Origin of the sequence: Vibrio sp. CCB-PB317 (assembly GCF_022808245.1) — a bacterium.
In the GTDB taxonomy this organism is placed as follows: Bacteria; Pseudomonadota; Gammaproteobacteria; order Enterobacterales; family Vibrionaceae; genus Vibrio; species Vibrio diabolicus.
Genome location: NZ_JALGNU010000001.1, coordinates 99,623 through 114,772 on the forward strand (window position 1 = coordinate 99,623; position 15,150 = coordinate 114,772).

Annotated in this window: 15 protein-coding genes, 1 tRNA gene and 1 rRNA gene; 7 read left to right on the forward strand and 10 right to left on the reverse strand. The window is 48.0% G+C overall.

All coding sequences use genetic code 11. The annotated features are described in order from the left end of the window. Both MTR11_RS00500 and MTR11_RS00505 read right to left on the reverse strand, forming a co-directional pair. Nucleotides 1-76: transfer RNA gene (locus MTR11_RS00500), tRNA-Glu, on the reverse strand. A 90-nt stretch (nt 77-166) separates the two neighbouring features. Next, a 16S ribosomal RNA gene (locus MTR11_RS00505) occupies nt 167-1,719 on the reverse strand. A gap of 496 nt (nt 1,720-2,215) precedes the next feature. Between MTR11_RS00505 and MTR11_RS00510 the strand changes: the two genes are divergently transcribed. Further along, nucleotides 2,216-2,764 (forward strand): gamma carbonic anhydrase family protein, encoded by a 549-nt coding sequence (locus MTR11_RS00510; protein ID WP_005461433.1) that lies wholly within the window; start codon nt 2,216-2,218, stop codon nt 2,762-2,764. A 7-nt stretch (nt 2,765-2,771) separates the two neighbouring features. Here MTR11_RS00510 and MTR11_RS00515 read toward each other — a convergent pair whose 3' ends face one another. From MTR11_RS00515 to MTR11_RS00530, 4 genes are all read right to left on the reverse strand, one after another. Beyond that, entirely contained in the window at nt 2,772-3,035 is a 264-nt protein-coding gene (locus MTR11_RS00515) for a DUF1488 domain-containing protein (protein WP_005461429.1), read from the reverse strand. Nucleotides 3,036-3,038: 3 nt separating this feature from the next. After that, nucleotides 3,039-3,872 carry a shikimate dehydrogenase gene (aroE, locus tag MTR11_RS00520; RefSeq protein WP_243326872.1) on the reverse strand — a complete coding sequence of 278 codons (834 nt, stop codon included), beginning with the start codon at nt 3,870-3,872 and terminating at the stop codon, nt 3,039-3,041. Nucleotides 3,873-3,973: 101 nt separating this feature from the next. Next, nucleotides 3,974-4,891, reverse strand: a complete 918-nt coding sequence (gene hemF / locus MTR11_RS00525) for an oxygen-dependent coproporphyrinogen oxidase (RefSeq protein WP_243326873.1) — start codon at nt 4,889-4,891, stop codon at nt 3,974-3,976. Between the two features lie 47 nt (nt 4,892-4,938). Further along, nucleotides 4,939-5,496 carry an L-threonylcarbamoyladenylate synthase gene (locus MTR11_RS00530; RefSeq protein ID WP_005461456.1) on the reverse strand — a complete coding sequence of 186 codons (558 nt, stop codon included), beginning with the start codon at nt 5,494-5,496 and terminating at the stop codon, nt 4,939-4,941. A 199-nt stretch (nt 5,497-5,695) separates the two neighbouring features. Between MTR11_RS00530 and purE the strand changes: the two genes are divergently transcribed. Together purE and MTR11_RS00540 are read left to right on the forward strand one after the other, a co-directional pair. After that, nucleotides 5,696-6,181, forward strand: coding sequence for a 5-(carboxyamino)imidazole ribonucleotide mutase (gene purE, locus MTR11_RS00535; RefSeq protein ID WP_046874601.1), 486 nt, complete (start codon nt 5,696-5,698; stop codon nt 6,179-6,181). Between the two features lie 4 nt (nt 6,182-6,185). Next, nucleotides 6,186-7,313 carry a 5-(carboxyamino)imidazole ribonucleotide synthase gene (locus MTR11_RS00540; RefSeq protein ID WP_243326874.1) on the forward strand — a complete coding sequence of 376 codons (1,128 nt, stop codon included), beginning with the start codon at nt 6,186-6,188 and terminating at the stop codon, nt 7,311-7,313. 69 nt (nt 7,314-7,382) lie between these two features. Here the strand turns inward: MTR11_RS00540 and MTR11_RS00545 are convergent, their stop codons facing one another. The 4 genes from MTR11_RS00545 to MTR11_RS00560 form a co-directional block, all read right to left on the reverse strand. Then, nucleotides 7,383-7,952, reverse strand: a complete 570-nt coding sequence (locus tag MTR11_RS00545; protein WP_005386647.1) for a type I DNA topoisomerase — start codon at nt 7,950-7,952, stop codon at nt 7,383-7,385. 78 nt (nt 7,953-8,030) lie between these two features. Continuing rightward, entirely contained in the window at nt 8,031-8,510 is a 480-nt protein-coding gene (locus tag MTR11_RS00550) for a DUF494 family protein (protein WP_005379074.1), read from the reverse strand. 2 nt (nt 8,511-8,512) lie between these two features. After that, nucleotides 8,513-9,622 carry a DNA-processing protein DprA gene (gene dprA, locus MTR11_RS00555; protein WP_145533255.1) on the reverse strand — a complete coding sequence of 370 codons (1,110 nt, stop codon included), beginning with the start codon at nt 9,620-9,622 and terminating at the stop codon, nt 8,513-8,515. Continuing rightward, nucleotides 9,606-10,700, reverse strand: a complete 1,095-nt coding sequence (locus MTR11_RS00560) for a LysM peptidoglycan-binding domain-containing protein (protein ID WP_243326875.1) — start codon at nt 10,698-10,700, stop codon at nt 9,606-9,608. Before MTR11_RS00560 ends, dprA begins: the two co-directional genes overlap by 17 nt. 138 nt (nt 10,701-10,838) lie before the next feature. On the opposite strand from MTR11_RS00560, the gene def reads away from it, so the two are divergent. From def to trkA, 4 genes are all read left to right on the forward strand, one after another. Further along, complete coding sequence (def, locus tag MTR11_RS00565; protein ID WP_005379068.1) at nt 10,839-11,357, forward strand: peptide deformylase; 519 nt, start codon at nt 10,839-10,841, stop codon at nt 11,355-11,357. 33 nt (nt 11,358-11,390) lie between these two features. Continuing rightward, nucleotides 11,391-12,338 carry a methionyl-tRNA formyltransferase gene (gene fmt, locus MTR11_RS00570; RefSeq protein ID WP_243326876.1) on the forward strand — a complete coding sequence of 316 codons (948 nt, stop codon included), beginning with the start codon at nt 11,391-11,393 and terminating at the stop codon, nt 12,336-12,338. 80 nt (nt 12,339-12,418) lie between these two features. Then, nucleotides 12,419-13,702: a 16S rRNA (cytosine(967)-C(5))-methyltransferase RsmB gene (gene rsmB / locus MTR11_RS00575; protein ID WP_225462369.1), complete on the forward strand. Its 1,284-nt coding sequence runs from the start codon at nt 12,419-12,421 to the stop codon at nt 13,700-13,702. A 64-nt stretch (nt 13,703-13,766) separates the two neighbouring features. Then, complete coding sequence (gene trkA / locus MTR11_RS00580) at nt 13,767-15,143, forward strand: Trk system potassium transporter TrkA (protein ID WP_243326877.1); 1,377 nt, start codon at nt 13,767-13,769, stop codon at nt 15,141-15,143. Nucleotides 15,144-15,150 lie beyond the last annotated feature (7 nt).

Below are 15,150 nucleotides of genomic sequence, written 5' to 3' on the forward strand. Positions count from 1 at the left end.
TGGTATCCCGTAGGGGAGTCGAACCCCTGTTACCGCCGTGAAAGGGCGGTGTCCTAGGCCTCTAGACGAACGGGACACTAAGTTGAACATCTTGGGGGATGTTCTATCTCTTAAACTTCATAAACCATATCAATCTGTGTGAACACTCATCGCAATAATCATCGTATAAGGAGGTGATCCAGCGCCAGGTTCCCCTAGCGCTACCTTGTTACGACTTCACCCCAGTCATGAACCACAAAGTGGTAAGCGTCCCCCCGAAGGTTAAACTACCTACTTCTTTTGCAGCCCACTCCCATGGTGTGACGGGCGGTGTGTACAAGGCCCGGGAACGTATTCACCGTGGCATTCTGATCCACGATTACTAGCGATTCCGACTTCATGGAGTCGAGTTGCAGACTCCAATCCGGACTACGACGCACTTTTTGGGATTCGCTCACTTTCGCAAGTTGGCCGCCCTCTGTATGCGCCATTGTAGCACGTGTGTAGCCCTACTCGTAAGGGCCATGATGACTTGACGTCGTCCCCACCTTCCTCCGGTTTATCACCGGCAGTCTCCCTGGAGTTCCCGACATTACTCGCTGGCAAACAAGGATAAGGGTTGCGCTCGTTGCGGGACTTAACCCAACATTTCACAACACGAGCTGACGACAGCCATGCAGCACCTGTCTCAGAGTTCCCGAAGGCACCAATCCATCTCTGGAAAGTTCTCTGGATGTCAAGAGTAGGTAAGGTTCTTCGCGTTGCATCGAATTAAACCACATGCTCCACCGCTTGTGCGGGCCCCCGTCAATTCATTTGAGTTTTAATCTTGCGACCGTACTCCCCAGGCGGTCTACTTAACGCGTTAGCTCCGAAAGCCACGGCTCAAGGCCACAACCTCCAAGTAGACATCGTTTACGGCGTGGACTACCAGGGTATCTAATCCTGTTTGCTCCCCACGCTTTCGCATCTGAGTGTCAGTATCTGTCCAGGGGGCCGCCTTCGCCACCGGTATTCCTTCAGATCTCTACGCATTTCACCGCTACACCTGAAATTCTACCCCCCTCTACAGTACTCTAGTCTGCCAGTTTCAAATGCTATTCCGAGGTTGAGCCCCGGGCTTTCACATCTGACTTAACAAACCACCTGCATGCGCTTTACGCCCAGTAATTCCGATTAACGCTCGCACCCTCCGTATTACCGCGGCTGCTGGCACGGAGTTAGCCGGTGCTTCTTCTGTCGCTAACGTCAAACGATGCCGCTATTAACGACAACGCCTTCCTCACGACTGAAAGTGCTTTACAACCCGAAGGCCTTCTTCACACACGCGGCATGGCTGCATCAGGCTTGCGCCCATTGTGCAATATTCCCCACTGCTGCCTCCCGTAGGAGTCTGGACCGTGTCTCAGTTCCAGTGTGGCTGATCATCCTCTCAGACCAGCTAGGGATCGTCGCCTTGGTGAGCCCTTACCTCACCAACTAGCTAATCCCACCTAGGCATATCCTGACGCGAGAGGCCCGAAGGTCCCCCTCTTTGGCCCGTAGGCATCATGCGGTATTAGCCATCGTTTCCAATGGTTATCCCCCACATCAGGGCAATTTCCTAGGCATTACTCACCCGTCCGCCGCTCGACGCCGTTATCGTTCCCCGAAGGTTCAGATAACTCGTTTCCGCTCGACTTGCATGTGTTAGGCCTGCCGCCAGCGTTCAATCTGAGCCATGATCAAACTCTTCAATTTAAGATTTTGTTCGGCTCAATGAATACTGAACATTACATAAAGTAATGTTTGAATTGACTGTGCTGAATCCGAAGATTCAATGGTCACTTCGTTTCATTGAAACCTAATTTGAAACCGAAGTTTCTAATTGGATTATCATCAACGAGTGCCCACACAGATTGATAGGTCTATATTGTTAAAGAGCTTTTCCTGTTGAGCTTTGCTCAAAACAGGACGGCCATTTTAGCGAGTTAAAGTTTAGTGTCAATCACTTTTTTCAAACTTTATTCAAGCGTTTCCGCTTGGCTAATTTGGCTTGCTAACTTGGCTTTCGTTTCTTTCGAAGCGTTGCCGTGTCAGCGAGGTGGCATTATAGAGATTGCGATCACATTGGCAAGCCCTTTTTCACGTTTTTTTTGATTTTTTTATCGTTTGGGTGTTTTTTATTCTAAAAGGCGAGTTTTCACTACTATTCTACCTCCATATCCCCAGTAATCGCCCCTAATAAGGAGAAAAGATGAGCTCAATTAGAAGCTACAAAGGTATAAAGCCCCAACTTGGTGAGCGTGTTTACGTTGACTCAACCTCAGTGTTAGTCGGAGATATCCGTATTGGGGACGATTCTAGCATTTGGCCATTAGTAGCGGCACGAGGCGATGTGAACCACATTCACATTGGTGATCGAACTAATATTCAAGATGGCAGTGTTTTGCATGTCACCCATAAGAACTCTGAAAACCCAAACGGCTATCCACTTATTATTGGCAATGACGTTACGATTGGCCACAAAGTGATGCTGCACGGTTGTGAGATACACGATCGTGTATTGGTTGGTATGGGGGCGATTGTTTTAGATGCTGTCGTTATTGAATCAGAGGTGATGATTGGAGCGGGCAGTTTAGTACCGCCAGGAAAGAGATTAGAAAGCGGTTATCTTTATGTCGGTAGTCCAGTGAAACAAGCTCGCCCTCTATCAGAGACAGAACGAGCTTTTTTGCAAAAGTCTGCCAATAACTATGTTCAAAACAAAAACGACTACTTACATGAAGTAGAAGACTTGAACTAAAGGTCTGTTAACCAATGATGATATGGCCTTCTTCATTGAAGGCTTCATCTTCTATTAACTCTTCTGCTATTTCTTCCAGATCAAATCGGTAGTCAATAAAAGCAGAGATCACGGCCTGCTCCGTATCTAACTCTGAGCCAGATAACTTTTCTAACTTTTGTTTCGTCACAAAGCATTCTATTAGCGCACCAGATTGTTGCGCAGCAAAGTTTACTGATTGTGATACTTCATCCCATGATTGCATGTCTGGGAATAAAATGGATTGATTCATCGCTTATTGACCTTCAAGGTTCTTTCTTAATTCACACAAAATCTGTTTGGCGCCTGGACGAAGACCGCGCCATAACATAAAACTCTCAGCAGCTTGGCCAACTAACATACCTAAACCATCATAAGCATGTGCCGCACCGTGTTGCTTAGCCCATTGGTTAAATGTGGTATCACCTTTGCCATACATCATGTCGTAGCTTGTACTATTGGCGGCGAACACAGAGGAAGAGATCGCAGGTAACTCACCACTCAATGATGCAGACGTGGAGTTGATTACGACATCGAACTCTTCAGCAATGGTATTCATCTCGTTTGCTGTAACAGGGCCATATGCAGAAAACAATTCTGCCAATTCTTCGGCTTTGGAAAATGTACGATTAGTTATCGTTAGAGATGTTGGTTTTTGATCGAGCAATGGTTTAATCACACCTCGAGCGGCACCACCAGCTCCTATGATCAAGATACGTGCACCTTCTAACACGACTTGATGTTGCAACAAGTCCTGCACTAAACCTGCACCATCAGTGTTATCACCAATGATTTCACCATCATCAAGCTTCTTAAGTGTATTCACAGCTCCAGCAAGCTGAGCACGCTCGGTCAAACGGCTGGCAAATTGATAGGCGTCTTCTTTAAAAGGCAAGGTCACGTTACAGCCTTTGCCGCCGTCAGCAAAAAATGCTTTCGCCGCCTCGATAAATCCACCCACAGGCGCACATTCTGCGGTGTATGTTAGGGACTGATTAGTTTGACGAGCAAAGAGTGTATGGATAAATGGCGACTTGCTGTGCCCGATAGGGTTACCAAACACGGCGTAACGATCGATTTGCAGGGTCATTTCCTTACCTTTATTCCTTACTTAGATATAGAGAAAACAGGGCCATCTGATTACAGATGACCCTATCACTATCTATCTATATAGAAAAGGAGATTCCGTGCTTACCATTCGCGTGGTTTCAGGTATCGATCGTAAAGTTCGGCTTCAGGCGTTCCTGCTTCTGGTTCGTAGCGGTACTCCCATCGCGCTAACGGCGGCATCGACATCAGAATCGACTCGGTACGCCCACCACTTTGTAAACCGAATAAAGTGCCACGGTCGTACACTAAGTTGAACTCAACATAACGACCACGACGGTAAAGTTGGAATTCACGTTCACGCTCGCCATATTCGATGTCTTTACGACGAGACACGATCGGCAAGTAAGCTTGGCAATAGCCTTCACCCACCGCTTTGATGTAATCGAAACACTTATCGAACTCCCAGTGATTCAAGTCATCAAAGAACAAACCACCGACACCACGAGTTTCGTTTCGATGTGGCAAGAAGAAGTACTTATCACACCACGCTTTGTGCTCGGCATAAACACCTTCACCAAATGGGGCACAGATGGCCTTAGCTGTGTCGTGCCATGACTGACAATCTTCTTCGAAAGGATAGAAAGGAGTCAGGTCGAAACCACCACCAAACCACCAAATTGGTTCTTCGCCCTCTTTCTCGGCGATAAAAAAACGCACATTCGCATGAGAAGTTGGGACGTAAGGGTTTTTGGGATGGATAACCAAAGAGACCCCCATCGCTTCAAAGCGGCGACCAGCTAGCTCTGGACGATGAGCCGTCGCAGATGCTGGCATTTCTTTCCCTTCCACATGCGAGAAGTTCACCCCACCTTGCTCGAAAACAAGGCCATCACGCAGAACACGTGAGCGCCCACCGCCACCAAGACGTTCGCCCGGTTCACGATGCCATGCATCTTCGACAAAGACGGCCTTTCCATCTTCTTGTTCTAACTGCTGACAAATGGAGTCCTGAAGTGACATCAGGAACTGCTTTACGGCGTACTTATCGATTGCTGACATACGTTATTACCTATTACGTGATACCTATTGATGGCTGGCAAGCAGGGTTAGCCCTGTCTTAATATTTGTGAAGTTTTGGCGTCACGAATCTCGCTGGGTTTATCACGGCCGCTGGTTTCACCACGAAGAATGGCCACCAGCTTGTCACCTAATTGCTGCTCTACCTCTTCCGTGGTCATACACGGTGGCAAGCCAGAAAGATTCGCGCTGGTAGAGGTTAACGGCTTTCCAAATGCATTACACATCTTTTGAACCAAAGGATGATCAGTCACACGAACTGCAATTGAATCAAACTGTCCTGAAACCCAATTGGAGACTTTATCGCTCGCTGGCATGATCCAAGTGTATGGGCCAGGCCAAGTTGCATGAACGGTCGCTAATTGTTCTGGAGTCAGTTGAGATTCATCAATATATGGCAAGAGCTGCTCATAACTTGCGGCGATCAGAATCAGCCCTTTTTCCACCGGACGCTGCTTGAGATCCAGTAGTTTTTGAATTGCGTCTGGGTTATCTGGATCGCATCCGACACCAAAAACCCCTTCTGTTGGGTAGGCAATCACTTCGCCTTGTTGTAGTGCGTTGAGCACTTGTTCAAAGTTATCCACCGATTACTTCCTGATTGTCTGACTGTATTATTTTCACTAAGTGTACAAATATTCATTCTCAGACACTAAAGCAATTTTTTTATAAAATGTATCAATAGCGTCAACAACAAGACGCAAACGTTTGCTTGAGATAAAAATCCCCGTATAATGCGCACAAATTTATCAGCTCACCTAATTTTGCAGCTTGAAGGAGTTTGAGATGAAAGTCGGTATCATCATGGGTTCTAAATCCGATTGGCCAACCATGAAACTAGCAGCAGACATGCTAGACCAATTTGGCGTACCTTACGAAACAAAAGTCGTGTCAGCACACCGAACTCCTCAATTACTGGCGGACTACGCCAGCAGCGCGAAAGAACGTGGTATCAAAGTGATCATCGCCGGTGCAGGCGGTGCAGCTCACCTACCAGGTATGGCAGCTGCATTTACTAGCATTCCTGTACTCGGTGTTCCAGTTCAGTCTCGCGCACTAAAAGGCATGGACTCTCTGCTATCTATTGTACAAATGCCAAAAGGCATTGCCGTCGGTACGTTAGCGATTGGCGAAGCGGGCGCAGCAAACGCCGGTATCCTAGCAGCGCAAATCCTAGGCACTCATGATGAAAACATCATGGCGAAGGTAGAAGCATTCCGTAATGAGCAAACGGAAACAGTTCTCGCAAATCCAAACCCTGCAGAGGATTAATCAGATGCATGTACTGGTTCTTGGTGCGGGTCAGTTGGCTCGTATGATGTCTCTGGCTGGTGCGCCACTGAATATTCAAATTTCAGCTTACGATGTCAGCAGCGGTGATGTCGTTCACCCTTTAACTCAACAGGTACTTGGCCATGGCTTGGAAAATGCGATTACGCAAGTTGATGTGATTACTGCCGAGTTCGAGCATATTCCACATGACGTGCTCAAGGTTTGCGAAGCGAGCGGCAAGTTCCTACCAAGTACGCAAGCCATCAAAGCAGGTGGTGATCGCCGTATTGAAAAAGCACTGCTTGATGATGCTGGCGTGCGCAACGCAAAATACTACGTCATTGAAACTCGTGAAGACTTTGAGCGCGCAATTGAACACGTTGGTATGCCAATGGTTCTGAAAAGTGCATTGGGTGGTTACGATGGTAAAGGTCAATGGCGCTTAAAAGAAGCTTCTCAAGTCGACGACATTTGGACTGAGATGGCAGAGTGCATCGCGGCAACACCAACTCAAGCGATTGTTGCTGAAGAGTTTGTTCCTTTTAACCGCGAAGTATCACTAGTTGGTGCTCGAAGCAAAGATGGAAATGTGGAAGTGTACCCTCTGGCAGAGAATATTCACACCAACGGTGTATTGAGTCTTTCTACTGCGATTGATGCGCTAGGGTTACAGGAACAAGCAAAGCAAATGTTCACGGCAGTCGCAGATAGCCTAGATTACGTTGGCGTATTAGCGCTTGAGTTCTTTGATGTCGATGGGGCACTTTTAGTGAATGAGATTGCTCCACGCGTGCACAACTCTGGTCACTGGACACAGCAAGGTGCAGAAACGTGTCAGTTTGAAAACCATCTGCGCGCAGTGTGCGGCTTACCATTAGGCAGTACGAAATTGGTTCGTGAAACGTCAATGATTAATATTCTTGGTGAAGACACACTACCAGAAGCATTGTTATCAATGGATGGTTGCCACATTCATTGGTATGGCAAAGAGAAACGTGCAGGTCGCAAGATGGGACATATCAACGTGTGTGGCGACTACCCAGGAGAATTGCACCGTAGGTTGTGCGCTCTCGCGGATGCCTTAGATCCAATGGCATTCCCAGCCGTGCACGAGTTTGCGAAACAAGCATAACTCTAAAATCTAGCCCCAAAAACCACAAAGGGTCGCACGATGCGACCCTTTTTAATTCCTTTGATGTATTTACCCTTGCTGAGTGTGCTGGCACTTACGGTTGGCACATTGCAATTTCACACCACTGGCGAGTTTCTTCTCCACCAACAGAGTAAAACCACATTCTTCGCACCTCCCCTTTACCGGAGGGAGATTCACTGCAAATTTACATTTAGGGTAGTTATCACATGCGTAGAAAGTTTTACCAAAACGCGTCTTACGTTCAACTAAATGACCTTTACCGCATTCAGGACACGCGTGGTGCTCTTGCGACTGCTTTTCTGGCTCTGGTTGATTAATCGACTCAATATGATGGCACGCCGGATAGTTACTGCAACCAACAAACATCCCATAACGCCCTTGGCGTAATACCAACTCGTTACCACAATCTGGACAAGGAACGCCAAGCTCTTTGACGATGTGTCCATCATTGTTGTGCAGGGCTTTGATGTAATCACAGCTTGGATAGTGGCTACAGCCAAGAAAGGGACCGTGTTTGCCATGTTTGAGGGTCAACTCGCTGCCACATTTAGGACACGGCTCGTGTTCCAATGCGTGTTCATGGGCAGAGAAAAGGGTGTTGTCGATTTTACTACTCATACTTACCGTTTCGTGAAAAACACACCAAAAGACAAGCTCGCGTTCTTGCTAGCTAAACTCGAACTTGCCTAGATTGGGTTAGTGAAGAATCCCTTGTTCCTTGGTGTACAACAGCTCTTCCATTAGCGTATAAGCGTTTTCATTACCAGGCACATTAAACAGCACCATCAAAATGATCCATTTGAGGTCTTCAAGCTCAAACTCACTCGTTTCTAGCCCCATCACTCGGTCAATCACCATTTCGCGAGTTTCTGTGGTTAAAACATTGATTTGCTCGAGAAACAATAAAAACCCTCGGCATTCCAAATCTAAACGCTGCATCTCTTTCGCTGTGTAGATACGAGTTGATGACGAAGCCATGCAAGTCGAGATTGCAGAAGAAGTGTCACTTTGCTGCAATGCGGCAAGCTCTTCTAACCAGACAAGGGCTTTGTAGATATCTTTTTGTTGGAAGCCTGCACGGAGCAGCTCTTCTTCCAACTCGTCTTGTTCGACCTGTAACTCTGCATCGCTATGGATGTAGGTTTCGAATAGATACATCAGTATATCCATCATCATAGCTAGCCCCTCCCCTTTCGAATATAGCCACCTGAAACCGCAACGACATGCCCAGAGAGTTCTAACTCTAAGAGCTGCATCATGACTTCCTGGACAGGTATATTGGTCCTGTTTGCAAGAATATCAACCGGTGTAGCTTCACTTCCTACGTTAGCTAACAGCTGAGGAAATGGCAATTCTTCTTCATCATTTAACGTAGAAAATAAATCGGTACTCTGATTAATAGACCAATCAAGCAAAGACTGTATTTCATCTAAGACATCTTTCGTCTTTTCTACGAGGCAAGCACCATGACGTATCAACTGGTTGCCACCGCTGGCATTAGGGGCATTTATCGAAGCTGGCAGCGCAAACACTTCTCGACCTTGCTCAAGCGCGTAACGAGCAGTAATTAACGAGCCACTCCTTTCCGCCGCTTCCACAACTAACACACCTAGCGATAATCCGCTAATAATGCGGTTTCGACGCGGGAAGTTTTCCGGGCGCGGCTTGGCGTTGGGGCGAAACTCAGACACCAAAGCCCCATGTTCAATAACACGTTGCGCTAAACCACGATGACGTGCCGGATAAATATTTTCTAAGCCAGATCCCAGCACCGCAATCGTCTTACCTTTTGCTTGCAACGCACCATCGTGCGCATGGCCATCAATGCCTAAAGCGAGACCACTGGTGACAATAAAATCGTGCTGAACAAATTCTGCGGCAAAGTGGCGTGCATGCTGTAAGCCATCAATACTCGCATTTCGGCTACCCACCATGGCAATTTGTGGTTGCGATAAAAAGGTGGGACTCCCCTCAACAAATAACAACGGAGGCGGCGCAACGATTTGTTTGAGTTGAGGTGGATAAAGCGGGTCAGTCAGTGTCAGGATATGATGATTTGTAGAAGCCTCAAACCAACTTAAACAGGCATCAACTTCTTTATCTGTTGAAGCCCAAGCTTGAATTTGCTTAGTTGTTAACCCAAGTTGTTGTAGCTGTTCGGGAGAGAAGTTTACGATGTTACGCGGCGTGTCTCTTGCCAGTAGCTTATTCATTTTGACCCCACCGATGCCTGGTAAACAACTCAGTTTTAACCAGGCAGCGAGATCATCGTTATTTCTTCGATTCATCGATGGTTAATTCGTTCGCCAACGGTGACACCACCGAAACATCTTGGTTAATGGGTTTAGTACTGTTAGTGATCAGTGCCAAGCTAAAGTACTGATACGGACGAATCACAAGCAATTCGCCAACTTTACTCTGTGGCAGAGTAATTTTCTTATCAAGCACGCCAAACTCTTTCTTGAACTCATCGCCGTCTTTGTAAACTGGGTGCGCATCTTCTTTTAAATCAAACACACTGCCTTGTTTCAGATTGTCTGACGTGCCTTTATCAATCACCACGACTTGGTTAGTTGAACTAAAGCGAATACCTTCGATATTACCTAGCAACTTTGCAGAGCTGCCTCGTGGCGACGGCAGCGGGTAGAACGTTGTTGTGAAGTCAGTGTTCTCAACCGATTGATTTGGCAATGCGATATCGTTACGCAGGATTTCTTGCAATTGAGACGTGATCTTCAAACCAGAATAATCGCTCGAAGCTTCAACGAGCTCGCCTTTGGCAATCAAACGCAGCGCGGTAATCTCTTCGGACACATCGTCACGCGAAAAGGTAGCTACTGGTCGGTAAATAGCCCAACCTGTCGCGGTCTGATTACCATTGATATACAGCACATCTTCTGCAGTCAGATACTTACTGCCTTTGCTGCTACCCATCACTTTTGCTGCACTGTTCAACGCATCTTGATCCAGCAACCGATCCGATTTGAGGTAAGGCATCACCAAACCTTCCGCGACCGTTGGTACCGCTTTCTTTTCCGTGATACGTGCTTTCGGGCTCAGCTTCTTAACCGGTTTTAGGCTCAATACGGGCTGACCGTTAATCCACACCAAAGACAGCTTGTCACCGGGATAAATTAAATGAGGGTTGTCGATTTCCGGGTTTACTTGCCATAAACGAGGCCACAACCACGGGCTATCCAAGTACATGGCCGAAATATCCCATAGCGTATCGCCCTTCACGACTACATATGTTTGTGGCGCATCATCTTTAACAGTCAGTGGGTTTGCATCCACATTTGCTACAGCGTTGAAAGAGAAAAGTAACGGCAACGTAACACTGGCAACGTTGCGGAAAATTCGATTCATGACCCTCGTCCTTGGTCTATTAAGCAGGAACCAGAATGGAAATTGGTGCAAGGATGCTGTCATTTAGGCTATAAAATGTCTAGAATTGAGCCAACAAGGTTTGTGCTGTTTCGGCACAGTTCAATATTTCGAGTGAATATGTCTGTATTACAAGTATTAACATTCCCGGATGATCGCCTGCGCACAGTCGCAAAGCCTGTTGAAGCGGTGACGCCTGAGATTCAAAAAATCGTCGATGACATGATTGAAACCATGTACGACGAAGAAGGTATTGGCCTTGCTGCAACGCAGGTTGATATCCACAAACGTATCGTAGTGATTGATATTTCAGAAACTCGCGATGAGCCGATGGTGCTAATCAACCCTGAGATTCTGGAAAAGCGTGGCGAAGATGGCATCGAAGAAGGCTGTCTGTCGGTACCAGGTGCACGCGCACTTGTGCCTCGCGCTGCAGAAGTTACCGTTAAAGCACTGGATCGTGATGGCAAAGAGTTCACCTTCGAAGCCGACGACCTGCTAGCGATTTGTGTTCAACACGAGCTTGATCACCTACAAGGTAAGCTATTCGTGGATTACCTATCGCCACTGAAACGCAAACGCATTCAGGACAAGCTAGCAAAAATCAAACGCTTTAACGAGAAGCAGCAAAACGCTTAATCTCGAACCATCCCAATTAGAAGGAAGTCTACCTTGAGTCAGTCTTTACGTATTGTCTTTGCAGGTACTCCGGATTTCGCCGCCCGTCACTTGGCGGCGTTGTTGTCTTCGGAGCATGAAGTAATCGCGGTTTACACAAACCCAGATCGTCCAGCGGGTCGTGGCAAGAAATTGGCTGCGCCACCGGTAAAACAACTGGCGCTGGAACACAACATCCCGGTTTACCAACCTGAAAGCTTTAAGTCCGACGAAGCGAAACAAGAACTTGCCGACCTGAACGCCGATCTCATGGTTGTCGTGGCATACGGTATGCTACTGCCACAAGCGGTTCTTGATACCCCTAAACTGGGTTGTATCAACGTACATGGTTCTATCCTACCTCGTTGGCGTGGTGCGGCTCCAATCCAACGCTCTATTTGGGCGGGCGATGCAGAAACTGGCGTGACCATCATGCAGATGGACATCGGTCTAGACACTGGTGATATGCTGAAGATTGCAACTCTGCCAATCGAAGCGACAGATACCAGCGCTTCAATGTACGAAAAATTGGCTGAGCTTGGCCCAGAAGCCCTGATCGACTGCCTAGCAGACATTGCTGCGGGTAAAGCAGTGCCAGTGAAGCAAGACGATGAGCTAGCGAACTATGCGAAAAAACTCAGCAAAGAAGAAGCACGCATCAACTGGAACGACGATGCGGCGCACATTGAGCGCTGCGTTCGTGCATTTAACCCATGGCCAATGAGCCACTTTGAGGTGGCAGAAAACAGCATCAAAGTATGGCAAAGCCGTGTGGCAGAGCAAACCAGTGACAAGCCAGCCGGCACCATCGTGCAAGCAGATAAAACCGGTATTTATGTTGCGACAGGCAACGGCGTACTGATGCTAGAGCAACTGCAAGTTCCTGGCAAAAAAGCCATGTCAGTTCAGGATATTCTAAACTCACGTGCAGCTTGGTTTGAAGTCGGCACTCTGCTGGTTTAAGCCATACTAGGGGTTATTATCCCCAATAATACGAACTTTTAGAGGGCAGAGATGCCCTCCTTTACTTTAAGGTACTCATCATGAATGTTCGCGCTGCGGCTGCTAACGTCCTGTATCTTGTCGTCGACAAGGGCCACTCACTTTCAAGCGCTCTTCCAGCGGCTCAACAAACGGTACGACCTCGTGACCACGCTCTGCTACAAGAGATCTGTTACGGTGCGCTACGTTACCTACCTCGCCTAGAAATGATCGCAAACCAGTTGATGGATAAGCCGCTCAAAGGCAAACAACGTGTATTCCATCACCTAATTCTGGTTGGTATTTACCAACTGAGCTTCATGCGTATTCCTGCGCACGCAGCAGTCGGAGAAACGGTTGAAGGCACTAAAGAGCTGAAAGGTCCTCGTCTGCGTGGTTTGATTAACGCTGTATTGCGTAACTACCAACGCAACCAAGAAGAACTCGACCAAATGGCCGTCAGCAACAACGCTGGCAAGTACGGTCACCCAAGCTGGTTACTAAAACTGCTGCAAGAGGCCTACCCACAGCAATGGGAAAGCATTGTTGAAGCGAACAACCAAAAAGCACCAATGTGGCTGCGTGTGAACCATCAGCACCACACTCGTGATGAATACCTTGCGCTACTCAAAAATGAAAACATTGATAGCACGCCACACACAGAAGCAATGGACGCCATAAAATTGGCCGCACCATGTGATGTGATGAAGCTACCTGGTTTTGAGAAAGGTTGGGTTTCGGTCCAAGATGCGGCGGCGCAGCTCTCGATCAACTATCTAAAACCACAAGACGGCGAACTGATTTTAGATTGCTGTGCAGCGCCAGGTGGCAAGACTGCGCACATTCTAGAGCGCACGTCGGGCAGTGAAGTGGTCGCGATTGACTGCGACGACACACGCTTGAAACGTGTGCATGAAAACCTGAAGCGTCTCAACCTTCAGGCAAAAGTGGTTTGCGGTGATGCGCGTAATCCACAAGAATGGTGGCAAGGCGAGCAATTTGATCGCATTTTGCTGGATGCCCCATGTTCTGCGACTGGCGTGATTCGTCGTCACCCAGACATCAAATGGCTACGTCGTGCAGACGACATCGACGCATTAGCAGAGCTACAAAGTGAAATTTTTGATGCCATGTGGACGCAACTGAAGCCCGGCGGCACCATGGTTTACGCGACTTGTTCAATCACACCGCAAGAAAACGTGGAGCAAGTAAAAGCGTTTTTAGCACGTACCGCGGATGCGCAACTGCTGGATTCTGATCCCGACCAGCCTGGTCGTCAAATTCTACCAGGCGAAGAAGACATGGATGGTTTCTACTACGCAGTGCTAACCAAAACACACGCGTAACAGCATGCTAAATAGGGCGATTGGAGTGATTTCAATCGCCTTTTTCAGATAACGAGAAAAGAGTATGAAGATCATTATTCTTGGTGCAGGTCAGGTTGGCGGCACACTGGCAGAAAACCTAGTGGGTGAAAACAACGACATCACCATCGTCGACAACAATGCCGACCGACTGCGCGAATTACAGGACAAATACGACCTGCGTGTGGTCAATGGCCATGCGAGCCACCCCGACGTGCTGCACGAAGCGGGCGCACAAGACGCCGATATGCTCGTCGCGGTGACCAACACTGATGAAACCAACATGGCCGCCTGTCAGGTCGCGTTCACTCTATTCAACACCCCAAACCGCGTTGCGCGTATTCGATCTCCAGAATATCTGACCGAAAAAGAAGCCCTGTTTAAATCTGGCGCCATTCCTGTTGATCACCTTATCGCACCAGAAGAACTCGTTACGAGCTACATCGAACGTCTGATCCAATACCCAGGCGCGCTGCAGGTGGTGAGCTTTGCTGAACAGAAAGTCAGCCTAGTGGCGGTGAAAGCCTACTATGGTGGCCCGCTGGTGGGTAATGCGCTGTCTGCTTTGCGTGAGCACATGCCGCACATCGATACCCGTGTGGCGGCGATTTTCCGCCAGGGTCGCCCGATTCGCCCACAAGGCACCACGATTATTGAAGCCGACGATGAAGTGTTCTTCGTTGCAGCAAGTAATCATATTCGCTCAGTGATGAGTGAGCTTCAGCGTCTAGAAAAACCGTACCGCCGCATCATGATTGTTGGCGGGGGTAACATTGGTGCCAGTCTCGCAAAGCGCTTAGAACAAAACTACAGCGTGAAGCTGATTGAACGTAACTACCAACGTGCAGAAAAACTGTCAGAAGAGCTAGAAAACACCATCGTGTTCTGCGGCGACGCGGCAGACCAAGAGCTTCTCTCGGAAGAGAACATCGACCAAGTCGACGTCTTCATCGCGCTGACCAACGAAGATGAAACCAACATCATGTCTGCGATGTTGGCAAAACGCATGGGCGCGAAAAAAGTAATGGTGCTGATCCAACGTGGCGCTTATGTAGATCTGGTACAAGGCGGCGTAATTGATGTGGCTATCTCACCACAACAAGCGACTATTTCCGCCTTGCTGACGCACGTTCGTCGCGCTGATATCGTGAACGTATCCTCACTTCGCCGCGGCGCTGCGGAAGCAATTGAAGCCGTCGCTCACGGTGATGAAAGTACATCCAAAGTTGTTGGACGTGCGATTGGAGATATTAAGCTCCCACCTGGGACCACCATTGGTGCTATCGTTCGTGGCGAAGAAGTCCTTATTGCCCACGACCGTACGGTCATCGAGCAGGATGACCATGTGGTGATGTTCCTGGTCAACAAAAAATACGTATCAGACGTCGAAGCGCTATTCCAGCCGAGTCCATTCTTCCTCTAGGATTTTC